The following is a 21,024-nucleotide window of genomic DNA, read 5'->3' on the forward strand; positions in this document are numbered from 1 at the left end:
ATCCACTCTGTGGTGCCCGGAAGAGGTTCCGGGGTCCGGATGTGCTGCGGGCCGCCACACCCCTGACGTGGGCGAACCAACGCGACACCTTCCCCCACAGCCCCCTCCGGATGCGGTGGCACAGATCACATAGCGGCACTTCTCACATGGTGATCGCCCTCTGTACAGCCGCGCGTCAGGCGGTGTAAAGGTCCTCGATGGCGTCCCGGTACCTGTCCCTGATGACCCTGCGGCGCAGCTTCAGGGACGGCGTCAGCTCACCGGTCTCCGGGCCCCACTCCTGCGCGAGGAGCCGATACCGCTTGATCTGCTCGGTGCGGTTGAGGCGCGCGTTGGCCGCCTCGACGGCGCGGGCGATCTCCTGCCGTACGGCGGGGTGGTCCACCAGGGCGGTTCCGGCGCCTTGATCGGTTCCGGCGCCTGTGGGGCCGCCCGGGACCTCGATGCCGTGGGCCGCGGCCCACGCCTCGGTCATCTCCGGGTCCAGGACGAGCAGCGCCACCAGATAGGAGCGGCCGTCGCCGTGGACCAGGGCCTGGCCGATGAGCGGGTGCTCCTTGAGGGTGTTCTCGACCAGGGCGGGCGCCACGTTCTTGCCCGTGGACGTCACGATGATCTCTTTCTTGCGGTCGGTGATCCACAGGAAGCCGTCGCAGACGAAGGGGCCGCGCACCATGATCTCGCCGTCGTCGGCGACGCGTACCTCCATGCCGTCGAGGGGCTTTCCCACCGAGCCGAGCCGGAAGGCGCCGGGCCCGTTGGTGGTGACCACGCCCGTCGTCTCGGTCAGCCCCCAGGCGTCCATGACCACCAGGCCGAACCCGGCCCAGAACCGGGCCACGTCCACCGGCATCGGCGCCGCCGCGCTCGCCGTCCACCGCAGCCTGTCGAACCCGGCGAGGGCGAGCAGCGGGTCGAGCACCCGCTCCTTGGCCTCGCGGTAGGCCGCAGCCAGGTCCGCCGGAGGTTCCTGGCCGCGCTCACGGCAGTCCACGTACGCGCGTGCCGTCCCGCCCGCGTCCTCGATCACCCGGCGGCGCTCCTCGGGCAGCCCGGCGAGCGCGGCCCGCACGGCCGCGGCGAGCTTCTCCCACACCCGGGGCACACCGAAGAACTCCTGCGGACGCAACTCCCGTGCCATGGCTCCCACTCGGGCCGGGTCCGGGCACATGTGGACCTCGGACGCGCGCAGCAGCGGCAGATAGATCCCGAGCATGCGCTCGGCGATGTGCGCGAACGGCAGATAGCAGATGTGGCCCGCCTGCCCCTGGAACTCGATCGCGGCGTCCAGGGCGAGGCCGTTGCCGATGACGTTGCGGTGCGTCATGCGCACGCCCTTGGGGTCGCCGGTGGTGCCCGAGGTGTAGACGACGGTCAGCGGGTCCGTGGCCGCGCACTCCTGCCAGCCCTTGTCGAAGGCCTCCGGGTCCAGGAGCCGCGTACCGGCGGCGAGCACGGACGCGTAGGTGCGGTGCGGTCCCGCGGCGGCCGCGTCGACGACGACCAACTGCTCGAGGGGCGCCGTCGCGTCCTCGACGAGGGGCTCCCAGCGCGGCAGCTCCCGTGCGCCCTCCACGATCGCGAACCGGGCCCGGCTGTGCCGGACGATGTGCGCGATCTGGCCGGGCGCCGACGTGTTGTACACGGTGACGGGGACGGCGCCCAGGTGGACCAGGGCGACATCGCTCAGCCAGTGCTCGGGGCGGTTGGCCATCATCATCAGGACGTGCTCGCCGCGCCGGACGCCGAGCGCCGCGTACCCGGTGGCGAGCGCCGCGACCTCGCGGCGCACCTCGCTCCAGGTGAGCGTCGTCCAGGCGGCGTCCTCGCGCCAGGAGAGCGCGGGCAGGTCCGGATGGTCCTCGGCGTTGCGGAGCAGCAGGGCGGGGAAGGTGATGTCGGCCGGGTCCCCGGGAAGTCGCGGGATCGAGGTCATGGAACCGCCTCCTGACACCGTCGGTTGGCCTTCGACTACGTGGCGTGACTGGCCCGGAGGCTTTCACAACAGTGGTGGCACAGCAATACTGTTGCACCGCATTGATGCACGGCAGGGGAGGTGGCGCGCCGCCATGACGACGGGCACGGACGAGCCGACGGGCACGGGGCAGCCGACGCGGGCGGAGGCGGCGGCGTACGCGAAGGATGCCGCGTACGCGGAGGAATCGGCGTACGCAGAGGAAGTGGCGGGCGCGGAGGAAGTGGCGGGCGCGGAGGAAGTGGCGGGCGCGGAGGAAGTGGCGGGCGCGGAGGAAGTGGCGGGCGTGGAGGAGTCGACGTACACGGTCGACGAGCTGGCCGCGCGGGCGGGCGTCACGGTCCGCACGATCCGCTTCTACAGCACGAAGGGGCTGCTGCCCCCGCCGGTGATCGGCCCGCGCCGCGTGGGCCACTACGGCCCCGGGCACCTCTCGCGTCTCGCCCTCATCGAGGAGTTGCAGCACCAGGGGATGACGCTCGCCGCGATCGAGCGCTATCTGGAGCAGTTGCCGCCCGGCCTGAGCGCGCACGACCTCGCCATCCACCGTGCGGTGGTGGCGTCGTGGGCGCCGGACGCGCCGGAGGACATGTCCCGTGCGCAACTGGAGCGCCGGGCGGGCCGGGCGCTCTCGGACGAGGACCTGGAGCGGCTCGCGGCGATGGGGGTGGCCGCCGCCCGCGACGGGGACGCCGACCAACTGCGGGTGGACACCGGCCTCCTCCGCCTGGGCGTGCAGTTGCTCGGCGTGCCCATCGCCCACGAGACGATCCTGGCCTCGCGGACCGTGCTCATGGAGCACGCGCGCTCGGCGGCGCACGAGCTGTCGCGGCTGTTCCGCGACGAGGTGTCGGACTGCCGGGAGCGCGAGTCCGACCCCGAGCACGTCGCGGCGATGCGGTCCCTCTCGGCACACATGCAGCCGATGGTGGTGCAGGCACTGGTCACGGCGTTCCAGCGGTCGCTGAAGGAGGAGCTGAGGGAGTGGCTCAAGGAGAGCTGAGGGCACCCTGAGGGAGTGGCTCGACGAGACCCGAGCCACTCCCCCGAACCCGGCAGCCACTCCCCCCGCGTGCGGCGCCGGTCAGGCGGCGTCGCTGAACCGCTCGCCCCGCTCCGCCTTCTCGACGAGCAGCGCGGGCGGCGTGAACCGCTCGCCGTAGCGCTCGGCGAGCTCCCGCGCGCGGGCCACGAACGCGGGCAGCCCGGCGCCGTCCCCGTAGCCGTTGATGTACTGCAGGACGCCGCCCGTCCAGCCGGGGAAGCCGATGCCGAAGATGGAGCCGATGTTGGCGTCGGCCACCGACGTCAGGACGCCCTCTTCGAGGAGGCGCACGGTGTCGAGGGCCTCCGAGAAGAGCATCCGCTCCTTCATGTCGTCGAACGGGATGCTGTGCCCGGGCCGGGTGAAGTGCTCGCGCAGGCCCGGCCAGAGGCCCGCGCGCCTGCCGTCGTCGCCGTAGTCGTAGAAGCCCTTGCCGCCGCTGCGCCCGGTGCGGCCGAACTCGTCGACCAGGCGGTCGATGACGGCCTCGGCGGGGTGCGTGTCCCAGGTGCCGCCCGCTTCCTCGATCGCCCGCTTGGACTCGTTGCGGATCTTGCGGGGGAGGGTGAGCGTCAGCTCGTCCATCAGGGACAGGACCTTCGCCGGGTAGCCCGCCTGGGCGGCGGCCTGCTCGATCGAAGCGGGCTCGATGCCCTCGCCGATCATGGCGACGCCCTCGTTGATGAAGTGCCCGATGACGCGCGAGGTGAAGAAGCCACGCGAGTCGTTGACGACGATGGGCGTCTTGTTGATCCGGCGTACGAGGTCGAAGGCGCGGGCGAGTGCCTCGTCGCCGGTGCGCTCGCCCTTGATGATCTCCACGAGCGGCATCTTGTCGACGGGCGAGAAGAAGTGCAGGCCGATGAAGTCGACGGGACGGGCGACGCCGTCGGCGAGCAGGGAGATGGGCAGCGTCGAGGTGTTGGAGCACAGCAGCGCGTCCGGCGCGACGACGTCCTGGATCTCCTGGAACACCTTGTGCTTGAGCGCCGTGTCCTCGAAGACCGCCTCGATCACCGCGTCACAGCCCGCGAGCTGCTGCGGGTCGGCGGTCGGCGTGATGCGGGCGAGCAGCGCGTCGGCCTTCTCCTGGGTGGTGCGGCCCCGGGAGACGGCCTTGGCGCACAGCTTCTCCGAGTAGCCCTTGCCCTTGGCCGCGGCCTCGGCGGAGACGTCCTTGAGCACGACGTCGATACCGGCACGGGCGCAGGAGTAGGCGATGCCCGCCCCCATCATCCCGGCGCCGAGCACGGCGACCTTGCGGACCGTGCGGGACTCGATGCCCTGGGGCCGGTTGGCGCCGGAGTTGACGGCCTGGAGGTCGAAGAAGAACGCCTGGATCATGTTCTTGGAGACCTGTCCCGTGACCAGCTCGGTGAAGTACCGGGCCTCGATGGTCTGAGCGGTCTCGAAGTCGACCTGGGAGCCCTCGACGGCGGCCGCGAGGATGTTGCGCGGCGCCGGGTAGGGGGCGCCGGCCAACTGCTTCTTCAGGTTCGCGGGGAACGCGGGCAGGTTGGCGGCGAACTTGGGGTTCGCCGGGGAGCCGCCGGGGATGCGGTAGCCGGGCACGTCCCAGGGCTGCTGCGACTCGGGGTGGGCGTCGATGAAGGCGCGGGCCATGCCCAGCATCTCCTCCGTCGTCGTGGCCACCTCGTGGACGAGGCCGTTCTCCAGGGCCCGCCGCGGGGAGTACTGGGTGCCCTGGAGCAGGACCTTGAGGAGCGCGTCGGTGATGCCCATGAGGCGTACGGTGCGGGTGACGCCGCCGCCCGCGGGCAGCAGGCCGAGGGTGACCTCGGGCAGGCCGATCTTCGAACCCGGCGCGTCGAGCGCGACCCGGTGGTGGCTGGCGAGCGCGATCTCGTAACCGCCGCCGAGGGCCGCGCCGTTGAGGGCGGCGACGACGGGCTTGCCGAGGGTCTCGATGCGGCGCAGCGAGTTCTTGATGGCGGCGCCCGCCTCGAACGCCTGCCGGGCGTTCTCGGGGCCGACCTGGATCATCTCCTTGAGGTCGCCGCCCGCGAAGAAGGTCTTCTTGGCGGAGGTGTAGATGAAGCCGCGGATCGCGTCCTTGTCCGCCTGGACGGCGGCTTCGGCGCGGTCGGCGATCGCGGCGATGGAGTCCTTGAACGCCTGGTTCATGGTGTTCGCGGACTGGTTCGGATCGTCGAGGACGAGGGTGACGATGCCCGTGTCGTCCTGTTCCCAGCGGATGGTGGTGCTCTTGGTCATGTCTATGTCTCCGTGAAGTCTGCGGGGGCCGTTGGCGGGCGGGAGGCGGAATCTGGGGAGGGGGGTGCGGACCGTGGCCGACCGGCCGCCGGTGGGGGCTGGTCGCGCAGTTCCCCGCGCCCCTGAAGGCCGCGCTGCGCGCGCCTTCATGAGGCGCGGCGGAGCCGCTCGCCTCAGGGGCGCGGGGAACCGCGCGAGCAACCACGTCGCGCCCGCGGCCGGCGACGCACAAATCCCCCCGCGGCGGAGCCCTACATACGCTCGACGATCGTGGCGATCCCCATGCCCCCGCCGACACACAGGGTGGCAAGCCCGTACCGCAGATCGCGCCGCTCGAGTTCGTCGACGAGCGTGCCGAGGATCATCGCACCGGTGGCGCCGAGCGGATGCCCGAGGGCGATGGCCCCGCCGTTGACGTTGACCTTGTCGAGGGACAGGCCCATGTCCTCGACGAAGCGCAGGACGACGGCGGCGAACGCCTCGTTGATCTCGACGAGGTCGATGTCGTCGATGCTCAGTCCGGCCTTGGCGAGCGCCTTGCGGGTGGCGGGCGCGGGTCCGGTGAGCATGATCAGCGGCTCGGACCCGGAGACGGCAGCGGAGACGACGCGGGCGCGCGGGGTCAGGCCGTACCGCTCGCCGACCTCCTTGGAGCCGATGGCGACGAGCGAGGCGCCGTCGACGATGCCCGAGGAGTTGCCCGCGTGGTGGACGTGGTCGATCTCCTCGATCCAGTGGTACTTCTGCAGCGCGACCGCGTCGAACCCACCCATGTCGCCGATGTCCTTGAAGGACGGCTTCAGCCTGGCGAGGGAGTCGGCGGTGGTGCCGGGGCGCAGGTGCTCGTCGTGGTCGAGGACGGTGAGGCCGCTGCGGTCCTTGACCGGTACGACGGACCGCGCGAAGCGGCCTTCCTTCCAGGCGGTGGCGGCCCGCTCCTGGGACAGGGCCGCGTACTCGTCGACGTCGCGCCTGCTGTAGCCCCCGATCGTGGCGATCAGGTCGGCGCCGATGCCCTGCGGCGCGAAGTTCGTGTCCCAGTTGGTCATCGGGTCGGCGAACCAGGCACCGCCGTCGGAGGCCATCGGCACCCGGGACATGGACTCGACGCCACCGGCGAGCACGAGGTCCTCCCAGCCCGAGCGGACCTTCATGGCGGCCATGTTGACCGCTTCGAGGCCCGAGGCACAGAAGCGGTTCTCCTGGACGCCCGCGACCGTGTCCGGCAGTCCGGCTGCGATGGCCGCGATCCGCGCGATGTCCGAGCCCTGGTCGCCGACCGGGCCGACCACACCGAGCACGATGTCGTCGACGGCGGCCGGGTCGAGGCCCGGGAAGCGGGCCCGGATCTCATGGATGAGACCGACGACGAGGTCGATCGGCTTGGTGCCGTGCAGGGCACCGTTCGCCTTGCCGCGTCCGCGCGGGGTGCGGATCGCGTCGTACACGTACGCTTCGGTGGTCACGCCAGTGCCTTTCGAAGAAGTCGGTCCTGGAGGGGGTCAGGTGAGCAGGGAACGGCCGATGATCTCCTTCATGATCTCGGTCGTGCCGCCGTAGATGGTCTGGATGCGGCCGTCGGTGAACGCCTTGGCCACGCGGTACTCGGTCATGTAGCCGTAGCCGCCGTGCAGTTGCAGACAGCGGTCGGCGACGCGCTTCTGCAGCTCGGTGGCCCACCACTTGGCCATGGAGGCGTGGACCGCGTCGAGTTCCCCGTTCGAGTGATCGACGATGCACCGGTCGAGGAACGCCCGTGTGACCGCGCACTCGGTGGCCATCTCCGCGATCTCGAAACGGATGTGCTGGAGCTTGGCCAGGGGGCGCCCGAAGGCCTCGCGCTCCTTGACGTACGCCGTGGTGATCTCCAGAAGGTGTTCGGCGGCGGCGATCCCGGCGACGGCGATGCCCATGCGCTCCTGCGCGAGGTTCGTCATCAGGTGTACGAAGGCGCCGTTGAGCTCGCCGAGCAGGTTCTCCTTGGGTACGCGTACGTCGTTGAAGAACAGTTCGGCGGTGTCCTGGGCCTTCTGGCCGATCTTGTCGAGGTTGCGGCCCCGCTCGAAACCGGGCGCGCCGCGCTCGACGACGAGCAGCGACAGGCCGTGCGCGCCCCCCTCGGGGGTGGTTTTGGCGACCACGACGACGAGGTCGGCGAGGATGCCGTTGGAGATGAACGTCTTGGAGCCGTTCAGGAGCCAGTGGTCGCCCATGTCCGTGGCCGTGGTGCGGATGCCCTGGAGGTCGGAGCCCGCGCCCGGCTCGGTCATGGCGATGGCCGTGATGGTCTCGCCGGTGCAGAAGCCGGGCAGCCAGCGGCGCTTCTGCCCGTCGGTGGCGAGACCCGTCAGATAGGGGCCGACGATGTCGTTGTGCAGGCCGACGGCCAGGCCCGCGGCGCCCGCGCGGGTGAACTCCTCGGCGAGGACGGCGGCGTAGCGGAAGTCGCCGTTCCCGCCGCCCCCGTACTCCTCGGGCACGGCGAGGCCGAGGAGCCCCTGGCGTCCGGCCGCGAGCCATGCCTCGCGGGAGACGACACCGTCCTTCTCCCACTGCTCGTAGTGCGGCGTCACCTCCTTGGCGAGGAAGGTGCGGACGGTCTCGCGGAACGCGTCGTGCTCGGCGGTGAAGATCTGCCGTTCCATGTGTGTGGCCTCCTCGGCCTCAAAGCCCAGCCCTTGCCGGTTTCGACGAGCTCGGCCGGTTCGGGTCCGGCCTGGACGACGTTCAGTTGCGCGCGGCCCCGTGCCGCGTGCCGTCGGTGGCGACGGGCGGGTCCTGGGCGGTGATCAAGCCCGGCACGTCCCAGTCGTGGGCCACCTCCGTGGTGTCGGCGCCGGGCTGCGCCGGGGCGCCGCGGACGGCGGTGGGGGTCGCGGAGAAGCGGGGCGCGGGGGCGGGCTGTGTGATGCCGCCGTGGTCGGTGAACGTGCCGCGGGCGGCGAGGTGCGGGTGGTCCGGGGCCTCGCGCAGCGAGAGGACCGGCGCCACGCACGCGTCGGTGCCCTCGAAGAGGGCCGTCCACTCCGCGCGCGTCCGGGTACGGAAACGAGCGGCCACGGCCTCGCGCAGCTCGCCCCAGCGGGCGAGGTCGCGACGCGCGGGCGCGAGGTCGCGCAGCCCGAGCAGCTCGGTGAACTCGTCGTAGAACTGCTGCTCAAGGGCGCCGACGGCCATGTACTCGCCGTCCGCCGTCTCATAGGTGCCGTAGAACGGGCAGCCGCCGTCCAGGAGGTTGGCGCCCCTGCGGTCCTGCCAGCTTCCCGCCGCCACCATGCCGTGGATCATCGCGGCCAGATGCGCGGCGCCGTCCACGATCGCGGCGTCCACGACCTGCCCGGTGCCGGTGGCCCGCGCGTGGTGCAGGGCGGCGAGGACGCCGACGACCAGGTACAGCGAGCCGCCCGCGTAGTCCCCGACGAGGTTGGCGGGGACGGCGGGCGGCTCCCCGGGGTTGCCGATCATCCCGAGCGTGCCGGTGAGGGCGATGTAGGAGATGTCGTGCCCGGCGCGCGGGGCGAGCGGGCCGTCCTGGCCCCAGCCGGTCATGCGGCCGTACACGAGCGCCGGATTGCGGGCGTGGCAGGCCTCGGGGCCGACGCCGAGGCGCTCGGCGACCCCGGGGCGGTAGCCCTCGACGAGTACGTCCGCCCGTGCGGCGAGGTCCAGGACGCGGGCCGCGCCACCGGGGGACTTCAGATCGACGACGACGCTGCGTTTGTTGCGGTTGGTGACGTCGTAGGCGGGATCGATCGCGAGGCCCGGGCCGCCGGGGCGGTCGACGCGCACGACGTCGGCGCCCAGGTCGGCGAGCAGCATGGCGGCGAAGGGGCCGGGCCCGATGCCCGCGAGCTCCACCACCCGCACGCCCGTCAGCGGGCCGTGAACGCCTTTGTCCGGCACTGCCATTGAGCCCCCAGCACTGTGACACAACCGATGTAACACCAGTGATGCTAAGAACGTGTTCCACTCCGCACAAGCCCCCGGCGAGCAAGCGCTTAGCCCGCGGGCGTGGCACGGGTCACGCGGGCACCCCGCGGGACGGGTACCCGGGTGCTCCGCCCGTCCCGGCGGACACCGTCGTGTCACGGTGCCGCCCCGCTCACGCTAGCCTCGGCCACCGACAACGGCGCGGGACACACGGCTGAGAGGTGCCATGAGCAGTCAGGACCAGGACCGTCCGTACGACATCGTGCTCTTCGGGGCGACGAGTTTCGTGGGTGCGCTGACGGCCGCCTATCTTTCCGAACACGCACCCGAGACGCTCCGCTGGGCCATCGCGGGGCGCGACGCGGACAAGCTGCGGCGGCTGCGCGAGCGCCTCGCCGCGGACCGCCCGGGGTGCGCCGAACTGCCCGTCGTGCAGGCGGACGCGGCCGATCCCGCGTCGCTGCGCGAACTGGCCGCGTGCACCCGCGTGGTGGCGAGCACCGTCGGCCCCTACCTGACCCACGGGCAGGAGCTGGTGGCCGCGTGCGCGGAGGCCGGCACCGACTACGCCGATCTGACCGGCGAGCCGGAGTTCGTGGACCTGATGTACGTGCGGCACGACGCCCGCGCGCGGGAGACCGGCGCGCGCCTGGTGCACGCCTGTGGCTTCGACTCGGTTCCGCACGACCTGGGCGTGTACTACACGGTGCGGCAGTTGCCGCAGGACGTGCCCCTGCGCGTCGACGGCTTCGTCAGCGTCAAGGCACGGTTCTCCGGCGGTACGTTCGCCTCCGCGCTCCAGCAGTTCGCGCGCGGCCCGCAGTTGCTCGCCGCCGCGCGCGAACGGCGCAGGCACGAGCCCCGGCTCGCGGACCGCAAGGCGTACGCCCCGCCGAGCGCCCCTCGCTACGCCGGCGAGATCGGTGCCTGGGCGTTGCCGCTGCCGACCATCGACCCGCAGGTCGTGCAGCGTTCGGCGCGGGCGCTGCCGCGGTACGGGCCCGACTTCCGCTACCGCCACTACGCCGCGGTGCGGTCGCTGCCCGTGGCGCTCGGCGGCGTGGCGGGCGTGACGGCGCTGTTCGCCGCGGCGCAGCTCCCGCCCGTGCGGCGCCGTCTGTCGGGCCTGCTCAAGCCCGGTGAGGGACCCGACGCGGCGCGGCGGGCGGCCAGTTGGTTCTCCGTGCGGTTCGTCGGGGAGGGCGGCGGGCAGCGGGTCTTCACCGAGGTGTGGGGCGGCGACCCCGGGTACGACGAGACCGCGAAGATCCTCGCGGAGGCCTCGATGTGCCTGGCCCTCGACGACCTGCCCGCGGCCGCGGGACAGGTGACACCGGCAGCGGCGATGGGTGACGCGTTGACGGCGCGGCTCGTGGCGGCGGGGATGGGGTTCCGGGTGGCGGCGCGGCGCTGAGGGCCCCCCGGGGGGGGGCCGGGCGGGTTGCTGAAGCTGTCCCGGCGCCGGGCGGGGCCGGAGGCGTCGGGCGCCGGGCAGGGGCGAAGCCGCCGGACGCCGGGCGGGGGGGCGAAGCCGCCGGGCGAGGCCGAAGGCGCCGGGCGCCGGGCCGGGCCGAAGGCGCCGGACACCCAGCGAGGCCGAAGGCGCCGGACACCCAGCGGGGGCGAAGGCGCCGGGCGGGGCCGAAGCAGCCGGACACCGGGCGAGGCCGAAGGCGTCGGGCGTCGGGCGTCGGGCAGAGCTGTGCCCCACCCGCCCGACCCGGCCCGTCAGGTGCCCGTGGCCTCCCGCAGTGCCGCCCGGCACAGCGCGTCCGCCCTGCGGGTGGTCTCCGGGAGGCGGTAGCGCGGGGTGAGGTGCAGGGTGTGGGCGCGGGCCGCGGCGAGGGTCACGCGGTGGCCCACGGAGACGAACACCGGCTTGACGCCCGCGCGGGTGCGCAGCGCGCTGCCGACCTCCTCCGCGCCGTCGAGCAGCGGCGTCGCACTGCCGCGCGCGTCGTCCGGCACCTCGTGGGCGAACGTGAACGGGTTCTTGGCGACCCCGATCGTGGGCCGCCCGGTGAGCACACCGAGGTGGCTCGCGAGGCCGAAGCGGCGCGGGTGCGCGATGCCGTAGCCGTCGCACACGACGAGCCCCGGATCGGCGTCGAGCGCGTCCAGGGCGGCGAGGACGGCGGGCACTTCACGGAACGCCAACAGGCCGGGAACGTACGGGAAGGCGACCCGGCCGACCGCCGTGGCCTCCTCGACGACCTCCAGGCTCGCCGCGTCCAGGACGACGACCGCCGCGGCGACCACGTCGCGCTCGTCGTCGTAGGCCACGTCCACGCCCGTGACATGGCCACTGCCCGGCGGCGGCCCCGCCTCGCCGAGCACGACCCGCGCCCGCAGGGCGTCCTGGACGGCGCGGGCCGCCGCCTCGTCCGTGGGCCAGTCGGCGGGGAGGGGCGGGATGCTCGCCGTGCGCGGGTTCGTCGAAGACATACTCATCGTGCGCATCAGCCTAGAGCGCCCCCAGTACATCCCTGCAAAGTTTTGGCAGGCCCCCGAGGTCGACCCGGTGCGGCCGGGGGACGGCCACGCCCGGCGACGGCCCCCGAGGGGCTGTCGTCGTACCGGCGTCGCGGTAGCCTCACGATCATGTTTGTCATGGAGCTGACCTACACCGCATCGGTCGACCGCGTCGACGCCCTGCTCACCGAGCATGTCGCCTGGCTGGACGCGCAGTACGCGGCCGGCGTGTTCATCGCTTCGGGGCGCAAGAACCCGCGTGACGGCGGCGTGATCCTCGCCGTGGGCGACCACCGTGCGGACATCGAGCGGCTCGCCGCGAGCGACCCGTTCGCCGTCGGGGGCGTGTGCACGTACCGCATCACCGAGTTCTTCGCGACGAAGACGGCTGCCGAGCTCGCGCCTTACCGGCAGGAGTTGCCCTCCTGAAGTCCGTGCCCGGCCGGGCACGACACCTAGGCCGGTGCCCCGGGCCCCGCCGGGCCCGGGGCATCGGCCTCAGCCCCGTTCGAGGCGCGCCACGCGCCCCTTCTCCCCCGCCGCCCAGCAACTCAGGTCCCGAGCGCAGTCCACGGTGTCGTACGAACCGCCGTCCACCGTGCGCCAGGTGCGGCCGCTGTCCGTCGTGACGTCCGTGCCGGTCGGGCCGACCGCGATGGCGGTGCCGCGGGAGTACGGGAACCAGGCGACGCCCGAGCGGTAGGCGGGGGCGGGCCGCGCCGATGGCTGCCAGGTCCGGCCGCCGTCACGGGTCAGCGCGGACGCCCGGGGCGACTGCTCGCCGGGGCGGTAGTCGCCGCCGACCGCGATGCCGTGGGCGCGGTCGCGGAAGGCGAGGCCGAAGACTCCGCGAGCCGGGTCGCCGCCCGGAACGGGGGTGTCCGCGACGGTCCACGTCCGTCCCCTGTCCGCCGAGTGCAGCACGCGCGCGCGGGCCGCGCCGCCCGTCGCGAGCCACACGTCACGCGGGCCCGAACTCACCAGGCACTGGCCGCTCGCCGCGAACGCGCTCTCGCCCTGCTGCGCCGCGGGCATGCCCTTGTCGGGCAGCACTCGCCAGGAACGGCCGCCGTCCGCGGTCGACAGGATGCGGTACTTGCCGTCCACCGGGTCGCTCATCGCCAGGCCGTGACGCCGGTCGAAGAACGTCATGCAGTCGTAGAACGCCCTGGGGTCGGCGTTGCGGAACGACTCCGTCCAGGTGGCGCCGCCGTCGGTGGTACGGAGCACCCGGGAGGCGTCGCCCTCGCCGATCGCCAGGACCACGGCGCGGCGGCCGTCGAACGCCTCGACGTCCCGGAATTCGAGGGCGCCCGCCCCGGGCGGTGACACATCACGCCAGCTCGCGCCGCCGTCGGTGGTGCGGAGCACGGTGCCCCTCGAACCGGCCGCCCACGCGGTACTCCGGCTGACGGCCGCGAGCCCCCGGAAGCGGGCGTCGGTGCGGGTGGGCTTGAGCGACCAGGAGGGCGGGGTGAGCGCCCCGGCCCCGGAGGTCCGGATGAGCGCCGGGGAAGGCGGGGCGGTGGTGCGCGGGTCGGGGTCGGTGCGCGATCCGCGGTCCGCGTGCGGGGCCGACACGTCGTTCGGGACGCCGCTAGCACGCAGAGCCGGTACGACGTCCGAGGCACCGCCCCCGGCCGGGACCGCCGCGATCGACGTCAACGCCAGCGCCGCGACGCCGAGGCCCGCCCACATCCCCCGGCCCGCACGCCGGGACGGCTCAGCACGGCGGGACACCTCGACGCGGCGGGACGGCTCAGCACGCCGGGACCCCTCAGCACGCCGGGACGGCCCGGCACGGCGGGACACCTCGGAACGCCGGGACCCCTCAGCACGCCGGGACACCTCGACGCGCCGGGACGCCTCCGAAGGCTCCGGGCTCCCGGACCCGGCCGGGCGCCGGGACCGCGGCGGCCGCCCCGCACCCGCGTCGCCCCCGGCTCTCCTCATACGTATCGCCCGCATCGCGCGCCCCTCCCGGTCCGCCTGCCCCATGCCTCTCGTGGCGGGGCGAAGCTAGCCCACCCCCGGGGCCTCGTCCAGACAGCGGAACCGGGGACTCGAAGATCACCCGGGCGGCGGTCCGCGGGAACCGGCGGCGCCCGCGCGCTGTCGCGGTGACAGACGTCACTCGCTTCGGAGGGGTCCTCGCGTGCACGGATCTCCCGATTCCGACGTCTATTCAAGTGCCCGACCCCGGTCGTGCGCACTCCGGTCGTCCAGCCGTCAGAGTTGAGGGAGCAGGCGTTGTCCACTGTCATCGAGCAAGCCGTTGAGGCCCGCCTGGTCGCCGCCGCGCCCCGGATGCCCACCATTCCCGCCACGCTCCACTACGACCGGCGCGACCCGTTCGCCGTCCGGATGAGCTTCCCGGCCCCGGCGACCCTGGAGGGCGTCGAGGTCTTCTGGACGTTCTCCCGTGAGCTGCTCGCGCAGGGCGTGGAGACCGCGTCGGGCGACGGTGACGTACGGGTGCGCCCCTACGGGTACGACCGCACCGTCCTGGAGTTCCACGCGCCCGAGGGCACGGCCATCGTCCACATCCGCACCGGCGATCTGCGCCGCTTCCTGCACAGCACGACCACCCTGGTGCCCGCCGGGCAGGAGCACCTGCACGTGGACCTGGACCAGGACCTGGCCGAGCTGATGCGCGACGCGTGCTGAGGCACGCGCCCGCCCCGCCGCATCTGCCGTAGCGCCCCTACAGGCTTCCGCAGCGCCCTGGCGGCTGCCGCGGAGCCCCCGGTCAGCCGCCGAACAACTCGTTCAGCTCCGCGTAGTCGAGGCCGCCCGCCAGCGTTCCGTAGGTCCCCTCGGTGAGCAGTTCCGTCGCGGCCTCGCGGACCAGCGCGTGCGCCGCCTGCGCGATGCCGGAGCCGACGCTGACGCGCGCGACACCGAGCGCGGCGAGTTCTGCGACCGTCGGCGCGCCCGGCCCCGCCATGACGTTCACCGGCCCGTCTATCCCCTCGACCAGCGCCTGGACCGTCACCGGGTCCACCGCTCCGGGCACGAACACACCGTCCGCGCCCACGGCGAGAAACGCGGCGGCCCGTTCGAGGGTCAGCGCGACCCGCGCGTCCGGGCCGTCACCCACACCCCGCAGATAAGTGTCGACGCGCGCGTTCACGAACAGTTCGACGCCCGCCGCGTCGGCGGCCTTGCGCGCGGCCGCGATCCGCTCGGACTGCTCGGCGAGGGGCCGCAGCGGCTCGCCCGCCCCGCGCCGGGAGTCCTCGATGTTCACGCCCACGGCCCCCGCGTCGACGACGGCCCGCACCGTGTCCGCCACGCCCGCCGCGTCCCGCGCGTAACCGCTCTCGATGTCGGCGGTCACCGGCACGTCGACGGCGTCCACGATCGCGGCGACGGCGGTGAGCGCCCGCTCACGGGTGAGCCGGTCACCGTCGGCGGTGCCCAGGGCCCAGGCGAGACCCGCGCTGGTGGTGGCGACGGCCCGCGCTCCCGCCACCCGGACGATGCGGGCGCTCGCGACGTCCCAGGCGTTGGGCAGGACGAGCGGCGATCCGGGAGTGTGCAGGGCGCGGAAGGCGGGTGCCGAGGCCGCGACGGCGGTGGCGTTCTGGTTCGTCATGCGCAGCACTCAAGCAGGCGCTACCCGCTACGGTCCGGCGAGAATCCGACATGGCCCTCCGGCAACCGGCCCGGCACGATATTCCGTTGACACCCCCACCGCGCCCTCCCTACGTTGTACAACGCTTCTGTCGCCGTCGAACGGAGTAGGACGTTGCTCGTCTGAGGTCTTGGCACACCGCGCCACACAGCCACCCATGAACACCTCCGTTCATGGCCGCCCTCGTGAACACCTTGTTCATGGCCCTCGTGAACACCGTCGTTCATGACGCTCGTGAACACCTTCCGTTCATGACGCCCTCGCTGTGTATGTCGCGTGCGACCTCGGCGTACGAGCCGTCCGTTCCGGCACGGGCCCGTTCACGGGCCTTCCTCCGCGCTCCGGCCCCCGGCCCCCTGCCGCCGCCGTGTCCCGTACGCGCTGTCGCGATGTCCCGCACGCGTTGCCCGACACCCACGCTCCAGCCAGCGACCGCGAGGCCTGTATGTCACATTCCCCCAGCACCACCTCCATCACCTGCACCGCCCTCTCCTTCTCCTGGCCGGACGGGACAGCCGTCTTCGACGGGTTCCAGGCGGCGTTCGGCCCCGGCAGGACCGGGCTCATCGGCCGCAACGGATCGGGCAAGTCGACGCTCCTGAAGCTCATCGCCGGTGAGCTGACACCGGGCGACGGCGCCGTCCGCACCGCGGGCGACATCGGCTACCTGCCGCAGAACATCACGCTCGACACCGCTCTGCGCGTCGACGAGGTCCTCGGCATCGCAGGGCGGCGCGCCGCGCTGCACGCCATCGAGGCGGGCGACGCGAGCGAGGAGCACTTCGCGGCCGTCGGCGAGGACTGGGACGTCGAGGAGCGCGCCACGGCGACCCTCGCCCAGCTCGGCCTCGGCCACATCGGGCTCGACCGGACCACCGGCGAGGTGTCCGGCGGCGAGTCGGTGCTCCTTCGCCTGGCCGCTCTGCTGCTGCGCAGGCCCGGCGTACTGCTGCTCGACGAACCCACCAACAACCTCGATCTGCACGCGCGCCGCCGCCTGTACGCGGCCGTCGACGCCTGGTCCGGAGTCCTGGTCGTGGTCAGCCACGACCGGGAGCTCCTGGACCGTGTGGACCAGGTCGCCGATCTGCGTGACGGCGAAGTGCACTGGTACGGCGGCAACTTCAGCGCGTACGAGGAAGCCCTCGCCGTCGAACAGGAGGCGGCCGAGCGCATGGTGCGCGTCGCCGAGTCCGATCTGCGCAGGCAGAAGCGCGAACTGTCCGACGCCCAGGTCAAGCTGGCCCGCCGCAAGCGGTACGGCCAGAAGATGTGGGACCAGAAGCGGGAGCCCAAGGTCGTCATGGGCAACCGCAAACGCGCCGCCCAGGAGTCCGCGGGCAAGCACCGCATCCTGCACGAGGAGAAGCTGGCCGAGGCCAAGGACCGCCTGGGCGTCGCCGTGGAGGCGGTGCGGGACGACGACGACATCCGCGTCGACCTGCCGTACACCGCGGTGCCGCCGGGCCGCACCGTCCTGACGCTCCTCGACCTGCAACTGCGGTACGGGGCACGGCTGAAAGGCGGCTTCGAGCTGCGCGGCCCCGAGCGGATCGCCCTCGTCGGCCGCAACGGCACGGGCAAGACCACACTGCTGCGCACCATCAGCGGCGAGCTGGAACCGCGGTCCGGCCAGGCCCTTGCCCAGGTGCCGCTGCGCTTCTTGCCGCAGCGCCTGGACGTCCTTGACGACGGTCTCACCGTCGTCGAGAACGTCGCACGGTTCGCGCCGGACGCCACGAACAACCGGATCCGGGCGCGCCTCGCCCGCTTCCTGTTCAAGGGCGCGAAGGCAGACCAGCTCGCCGGCACCCTGTCCGGCGGCGAGCGCTTCCGTGCCGCCCTCGCGGCACTGCTCCTCGCCGAGCCCGCGCCACAGCTCCTCATGCTCGACGAGCCGACGAACAACCTGGACATGGCGAGCGTCCGGCAGTTGGCGAGCGCCCTGGAGAGCTACGAGGGCGCGCTGATCGTCGCCAGCCACGACCTGCCGTTCCTTGAGTCCATCGGCATTACGCGCTGGCTCCGGCTCGACGGGGAGCTCACGGAGGCGAAAAACACGACAGAAGCTGTCGGGTATCCCGACTAGCTTCGTCTGCATGCGAGAAGTACGAGAAGTACGAGAAACGCGAGAGGTCAGCGAGGCCGGCCGGACCCCGCACCCGCCGTCCGACCACCGGCACATCACGCTCACCGGAGCGCGTGAGAACAACTTGAAGGAGGTGGACCTGCGCATCCCGAAGGGCCAATTGACGGTGTTCACGGGCGTTTCGGGGTCGGGAAAGTCGTCGGTCGTCTTCGACACGATCGCCGTCGAGTCGCAGCGGCAGTTGAACGAGACGTTCACCTGGTTCGTCCGCAACCGGCTCCCGAAGTACGAGCGGCCGCACGCGGACGCCATCGAGGACCTGGCGCCCGCGATCGTCGTCGACCAGAAGCCGATCGGCGGCCACTCCCGCTCCACCGTGGGCACGATGACCGACATCTACTCGGTGATCCGGGTGCTGTTCTCGCGGCACGGCACGCCGAGCGCGGGCCCGGCCACCGCGTACTCGTTCAACGACCCGAGCGGCATGTGCCCGCGGTGCGACGGCATCGGCCGCACCGTGCGGCCCGACTACGACCGCATCCTGGACCCCGCCAGGTCCCTCGCGGACGGCGCGATCCTGTTCCCGCCGTTCGCCGTCGGGACCTGGCAGGGCCAGACGTACACCAACACCCCCGACCTCGACACACACAAGCCGGTCGGTGAGTTCACGGCCGCCGAGCGGCAGTTCCTGATGCGCGGCGGCGGGCACGGCAAGAAGGGCGGACGAAGCGGCGGGTCCGACAAGGGCAGCAAGGTCAGCCAGGTCAGCAAAGTCAGCGTCGACAACACCGGCGGGGCCCGCGACATCGACTACGAAGGGCTCGCCGACCGCTTCGAGCGGCTCTACCTCAACCGGGATCTGTCGGCCCTCGCCCAGCGCACCCGGGACCTGGTGCGGTCCTTCCTGGTCGAGGACCGCTGCCCCGCCTGCGACGGCGCCCGGCTGAACCCCGCCGCGCTCGCCACCCGCATCGATGGCCTGTCCATCGCCGACTGCACCCGCATGGAGGTCACCGACCTGATCACCGTGCTCGGCCGCGTCGACGACCCGGTGGCGGGGCCCGTCGCCGCGGCGGCCGTGGCCGCGCTCGAACGCGTCGAGGCCATCGGGCTCGGCTACCTCAGCCTCGACCGGGAGACATCCACGCTGTCCGGTGGCGAGGGCCAGCGCCTGAAGATGGTGCGCCACCTGGGCTCCAGCCTCACGGGCATGACGTACATCTTCGACGAGCCCAGCGTCGGACTGCACCCGCGGGACGTGGGACGCCTCGGTGACCTGCTGCTTCGCCTGCGCGACAAGGGCAACACGGTGCTCGTCGTCGAGCACGACCCGGACGTCATCGCCCTCGCCGACCACGTCGTCGACATGGGGCCCGCCGCGGGCACCGACGGCGGCCTCGTCGTCTTCGAGGGCACCCCGCGGGAGCTGCGGGACGCCGACACCCTCACCGGCCGCTGTCTGCGCCGCACCCGCGGCGTCAAGGAACACCCGCGCGTCCCGGTCGGGGACATGTGGATCAAAGGCGCCGACCTGTACAACCTGCGGAACGTGAGCGTACGGGTGCCCGCCGGTGTGCTCACGGCCGTCACCGGCGTCGCGGGTTCCGGCAAGAGCACGCTGGTGTCCCGGTGCTTCGTCGAGCAGCACCCCGAGGCCGTCGTCGTCGACCAGTCGTCGATCGGCATCTCGGGGCGGTCGACCCCGGCGACCTATCTGGGGATCATGGACAGGGTGCGCACCCTCTTCGCCCGGCACACGGGCACCGAACCGGGCCTGTTCAGCTTCAACTCACGTGGCGCGTGCGAGAGCTGCCAGGGGCGCGGGATCATCTACAGCGACCTCGCCTTCATGGACCCGGTGACGACGACCTGCGAGGCGTGCGCGGGGCGGCGCTTCAAGGACGAGGTGCTCGGCCTGAGGGTGGGCGGCCGCTCCGTCGTCGACGTCCTGGACATGACCGCCGAGCAGGCGCTCGCCTTCTTCGCGGACTTTCCCGACGCGGCGGTACGCCGCCGACTCGACGCCCTGCGTGATGTCGGCCTGACCTACCTCACCCTCGGGCAGCCCCTGTCGACGCTCTCCGGCGGCGAACGCCAGCGCATCAAACTGGCCACGCAACTGCACCGGACGGGCGCCGTCTACGTCCTCGACGAACCCACGACCGGCCTGCACATGGCCGACGTCGACGGGCTGCTCGCCCTGCTCGACCGGCTCGTCGACGCCGGCAACACCGTGCTCGTCGTCGAACACAACCCGGAGGTCGTCAAGCACGCGGACCGGGTGATCGACCTGGGGCCCGACGGCGGCAAGCACGGCGGACAGGTCGTCTTCGAGGGGACGCCGCGGGAGTTGCTCGACGCCGACGGATCCTTCACCGCGGAGCATCTACGGCGGTCCCTGGGGTACCCGATAGGGCGGTAGGCCGCCCTCCGGTTGCGGCGGAGGATCGTCCCCCGGTTTGAGGGGATCTTTACGGAGGGCTTAACCTACGGGAACGTAACCTACGATTCCGTAGGTACAAACCGCTCGCGGTCCCGGAATCCCCCGGGAGCCGCTCCCCCTCCCCTCCCGCCCCCAGGAGACCTTATGACGATCACTTCTCCCCACCTCGGCAGCCCGGACACCTGGACCGACGCCCGGCTCCTGTTCGCCCTGGAAGAAGTGGTCGAAAAGGAGCTCAACCGGCATCTGGCCGTGGCCAAGGACTGGATGCCGCACGAGTACGTGCCGTTCTCCGACGCCCGGAACTTCCCCGGTCTCTTCGAGGACGGCGAGGCCTGGCAGAAGGACCAGTCACCGGTCACGGACATCGGCCGTGTCGCCCTCGTCGTGAACCTGCTCACCGAGGACAACCTGCCGAGCTACCACCACGAGATCGCCTCGATCTTCGGCCGCGACGGCGCCTGGGGCACGTGGGTGCACCGCTGGACCGCGGAGGAGGGCCGCCACGGCATCGTCATGCGCGACTACCTCCTCGCCTCCCGGGCCGTGGACCCCGACCAGCTCGAGCGGTTCCGGATGTCGCACATGAGCGAGGGCTTCGAGTCCGACAACCGGCACTCGATGCTGCACTCGGTGGCGTACGTGGCCTTCCAGGAGCTGGCCACCCGGATCTCCCACCGCAACACCGGCCACCAGTCCGGCGACCCCGTCTGCGACCGGATGCTGGCGCGCATCGCGACCGACGAGAACCTGCACATGGTCTTCTACCGGAACCTGCTGCGGGCCGCGTTCGAACTCGCCCCCGACCGCACGATGTGCGCCGTCCGGGACGTCGTCGTCGACTTCCGCATGCCCGGCCACGGCATCCCGGGCTTCGAGCGGGCCGCCGCGCAGATGGCCATCGGCGAGGTCTACAACCTGCGCATCCACCACGACGACGTGCTGCAGCCCGTGCTGCGCTTCCTCAAGGTCATGGAAATCTCCGGCCTCGGCCCCGAGGGCGCGAAGGCGCAGGAGGAACTGGGTCTCTTCCTGGGCGGCCTCGACGCGGAGGCCGCGAAGTTCGACGAGCGCCTGGCGGCCCGCAAGGCCCGCGTCGCGGCCCGGGGTGTGACGCGCGGCTGAGCGCGGGGCGATTTACGGTGCGGCCCCCCCGGTGCCATGTTGGGCAGACGAGCACACAAGCCGTCGACCCCAG

General features: G+C 72.4%; 15 protein-coding genes. 7 read left to right on the forward strand and 8 right to left on the reverse strand.

The annotated features are described in order from the left end of the window. Positions 1-175 precede the first annotated feature (175 nt). Entirely contained in the window at positions 176-1,936 is a 1,761-nt protein-coding gene (locus IG78_RS0108365) for an AMP-dependent synthetase/ligase (protein WP_030560756.1), read from the reverse strand. 133 nt (positions 1,937-2,069) lie between these two features. Here IG78_RS0108365 and IG78_RS0108370 point away from each other — a divergent pair, with 133 nt between their 5' ends. Further along, positions 2,070-2,978, forward strand: a complete 909-nt coding sequence (locus tag IG78_RS0108370; protein ID WP_225881917.1) for a MerR family transcriptional regulator — start codon at positions 2,070-2,072, stop codon at positions 2,976-2,978. A gap of 81 nt (positions 2,979-3,059) precedes the next feature. On the opposite strand, the gene IG78_RS0108375 is transcribed toward IG78_RS0108370, so the two are convergent. From IG78_RS0108375 to IG78_RS0108390, 4 genes are all read right to left on the reverse strand, one after another. Then, positions 3,060-5,255 (reverse strand): 3-hydroxyacyl-CoA dehydrogenase NAD-binding domain-containing protein, encoded by a 2,196-nt coding sequence (locus IG78_RS0108375; protein ID WP_030560758.1) that lies wholly within the window; start codon positions 5,253-5,255, stop codon positions 3,060-3,062. Positions 5,256-5,506: 251 nt separating this feature from the next. Then, positions 5,507-6,721 carry an acetyl-CoA C-acetyltransferase gene (locus tag IG78_RS0108380; protein ID WP_030560759.1) on the reverse strand — a complete coding sequence of 405 codons (1,215 nt, stop codon included), beginning with the start codon at positions 6,719-6,721 and terminating at the stop codon, positions 5,507-5,509. 36 nt (positions 6,722-6,757) lie between these two features. Beyond that, positions 6,758-7,900, reverse strand: coding sequence for an acyl-CoA dehydrogenase family protein (locus IG78_RS0108385; protein ID WP_030560760.1), 1,143 nt, complete (start codon positions 7,898-7,900; stop codon positions 6,758-6,760). A gap of 82 nt (positions 7,901-7,982) precedes the next feature. Further along, positions 7,983-9,164, reverse strand: a complete 1,182-nt coding sequence (locus tag IG78_RS0108390; protein ID WP_051852440.1) for a CaiB/BaiF CoA transferase family protein — start codon at positions 9,162-9,164, stop codon at positions 7,983-7,985. 247 nt (positions 9,165-9,411) lie between these two features. Between IG78_RS0108390 and IG78_RS0108395 the strand changes: the two genes are divergently transcribed. Beyond that, positions 9,412-10,599 carry a saccharopine dehydrogenase family protein gene (locus tag IG78_RS0108395; protein ID WP_030560762.1) on the forward strand — a complete coding sequence of 396 codons (1,188 nt, stop codon included), beginning with the start codon at positions 9,412-9,414 and terminating at the stop codon, positions 10,597-10,599. Positions 10,600-10,913: 314 nt separating this feature from the next. On the opposite strand, the gene IG78_RS0108400 is transcribed toward IG78_RS0108395, so the two are convergent. After that, positions 10,914-11,630: an endonuclease V gene (locus IG78_RS0108400; protein WP_051852441.1), complete on the reverse strand. Its 717-nt coding sequence runs from the start codon at positions 11,628-11,630 to the stop codon at positions 10,914-10,916. Positions 11,631-11,786: 156 nt separating this feature from the next. Here IG78_RS0108400 and IG78_RS0108405 point away from each other — a divergent pair, with 156 nt between their 5' ends. Further along, positions 11,787-12,086, forward strand: a complete 300-nt coding sequence (locus IG78_RS0108405; protein ID WP_030560764.1) for a YciI family protein — start codon at positions 11,787-11,789, stop codon at positions 12,084-12,086. Between the two features lie 69 nt (positions 12,087-12,155). Here the strand turns inward: IG78_RS0108405 and IG78_RS0108410 are convergent, their stop codons facing one another. Continuing rightward, positions 12,156-13,397, reverse strand: coding sequence for a WD40/YVTN/BNR-like repeat-containing protein (locus IG78_RS0108410; RefSeq protein WP_404827645.1), 1,242 nt, complete (start codon positions 13,395-13,397; stop codon positions 12,156-12,158). A gap of 510 nt (positions 13,398-13,907) precedes the next feature. On the opposite strand from IG78_RS0108410, the gene ssgD reads away from it, so the two are divergent. After that, positions 13,908-14,324: a spore wall synthesis regulator SsgD gene (gene ssgD / locus IG78_RS0108415; protein WP_030560766.1), complete on the forward strand. Its 417-nt coding sequence runs from the start codon at positions 13,908-13,910 to the stop codon at positions 14,322-14,324. 82 nt (positions 14,325-14,406) lie between these two features. On the opposite strand, the gene IG78_RS0108420 is transcribed toward ssgD, so the two are convergent. Then, on the reverse strand, positions 14,407-15,255 hold the full coding sequence (locus IG78_RS0108420) for an isocitrate lyase/PEP mutase family protein (protein ID WP_030560767.1): 849 nt from the start codon (positions 15,253-15,255) through the stop codon (positions 14,407-14,409). Between the two features lie 484 nt (positions 15,256-15,739). Here IG78_RS0108420 and IG78_RS0108425 point away from each other — a divergent pair, with 484 nt between their 5' ends. The 3 genes from IG78_RS0108425 to IG78_RS0108435 all read left to right on the forward strand — a co-directional run bounded on the left by IG78_RS0108425 (position 15,740) and on the right by IG78_RS0108435 (position 20,951). Next, positions 15,740-17,383 (forward strand): ABC-F family ATP-binding cassette domain-containing protein, encoded by a 1,644-nt coding sequence (locus IG78_RS0108425; RefSeq protein WP_030560768.1) that lies wholly within the window; start codon positions 15,740-15,742, stop codon positions 17,381-17,383. A gap of 10 nt (positions 17,384-17,393) precedes the next feature. Next, positions 17,394-19,805, forward strand: coding sequence for an ATP-binding cassette domain-containing protein (locus IG78_RS0108430; RefSeq protein WP_078964720.1), 2,412 nt, complete (start codon positions 17,394-17,396; stop codon positions 19,803-19,805). Positions 19,806-19,970: 165 nt separating this feature from the next. After that, positions 19,971-20,951 (forward strand): acyl-ACP desaturase, encoded by a 981-nt coding sequence (locus IG78_RS0108435; protein WP_030560770.1) that lies wholly within the window; start codon positions 19,971-19,973, stop codon positions 20,949-20,951. Positions 20,952-21,024: the final 73 nt, after the last annotated feature.

The sequence above is a fragment of the Streptomyces aureocirculatus genome (assembly GCF_000720475.1).
GTDB lineage: Bacteria > Actinomycetota > Actinomycetes > Streptomycetales > Streptomycetaceae > Streptomyces > Streptomyces aureocirculatus.

Coding starts and splice junctions, on each gene's coding strand:
- IG78_RS0108385 (WP_030560760.1), bottom strand. CDS start 7,900: ATGGAACGGCAGATCTTCACCGCCGAGCACGACGCGTTCCGCGAGACC.
- IG78_RS0108420 (WP_030560767.1), bottom strand. CDS start 15,255: ATGACGAACCAGAACGCCACCGCCGTCGCGGCCTCGGCACCCGCCTTC.
- IG78_RS0108435 (WP_030560770.1), top strand. CDS start 19,971: ATGACGATCACTTCTCCCCACCTCGGCAGCCCGGACACCTGGACCGAC.
- IG78_RS0108365 (WP_030560756.1), bottom strand. CDS start 1,936: ATGACCTCGATCCCGCGACTTCCCGGGGACCCGGCCGACATCACCTTC.
- IG78_RS0108430 (WP_078964720.1), top strand. CDS start 17,394: ATGCGAGAAGTACGAGAAGTACGAGAAACGCGAGAGGTCAGCGAGGCC.
- IG78_RS0108425 (WP_030560768.1), top strand. CDS start 15,740: ATGTCACATTCCCCCAGCACCACCTCCATCACCTGCACCGCCCTCTCC.
- IG78_RS0108375 (WP_030560758.1), bottom strand. CDS start 5,255: ATGACCAAGAGCACCACCATCCGCTGGGAACAGGACGACACGGGCATC.
- IG78_RS0108395 (WP_030560762.1), top strand. CDS start 9,412: ATGAGCAGTCAGGACCAGGACCGTCCGTACGACATCGTGCTCTTCGGG.
- IG78_RS0108390 (WP_051852440.1), bottom strand. CDS start 9,164: ATGGCAGTGCCGGACAAAGGCGTTCACGGCCCGCTGACGGGCGTGCGG.
- IG78_RS0108405 (WP_030560764.1), top strand. CDS start 11,787: ATGTTTGTCATGGAGCTGACCTACACCGCATCGGTCGACCGCGTCGAC.
- IG78_RS0108370 (WP_225881917.1), top strand. CDS start 2,070: ATGACGACGGGCACGGACGAGCCGACGGGCACGGGGCAGCCGACGCGG.
- IG78_RS0108400 (WP_051852441.1), bottom strand. CDS start 11,630: ATGTCTTCGACGAACCCGCGCACGGCGAGCATCCCGCCCCTCCCCGCC.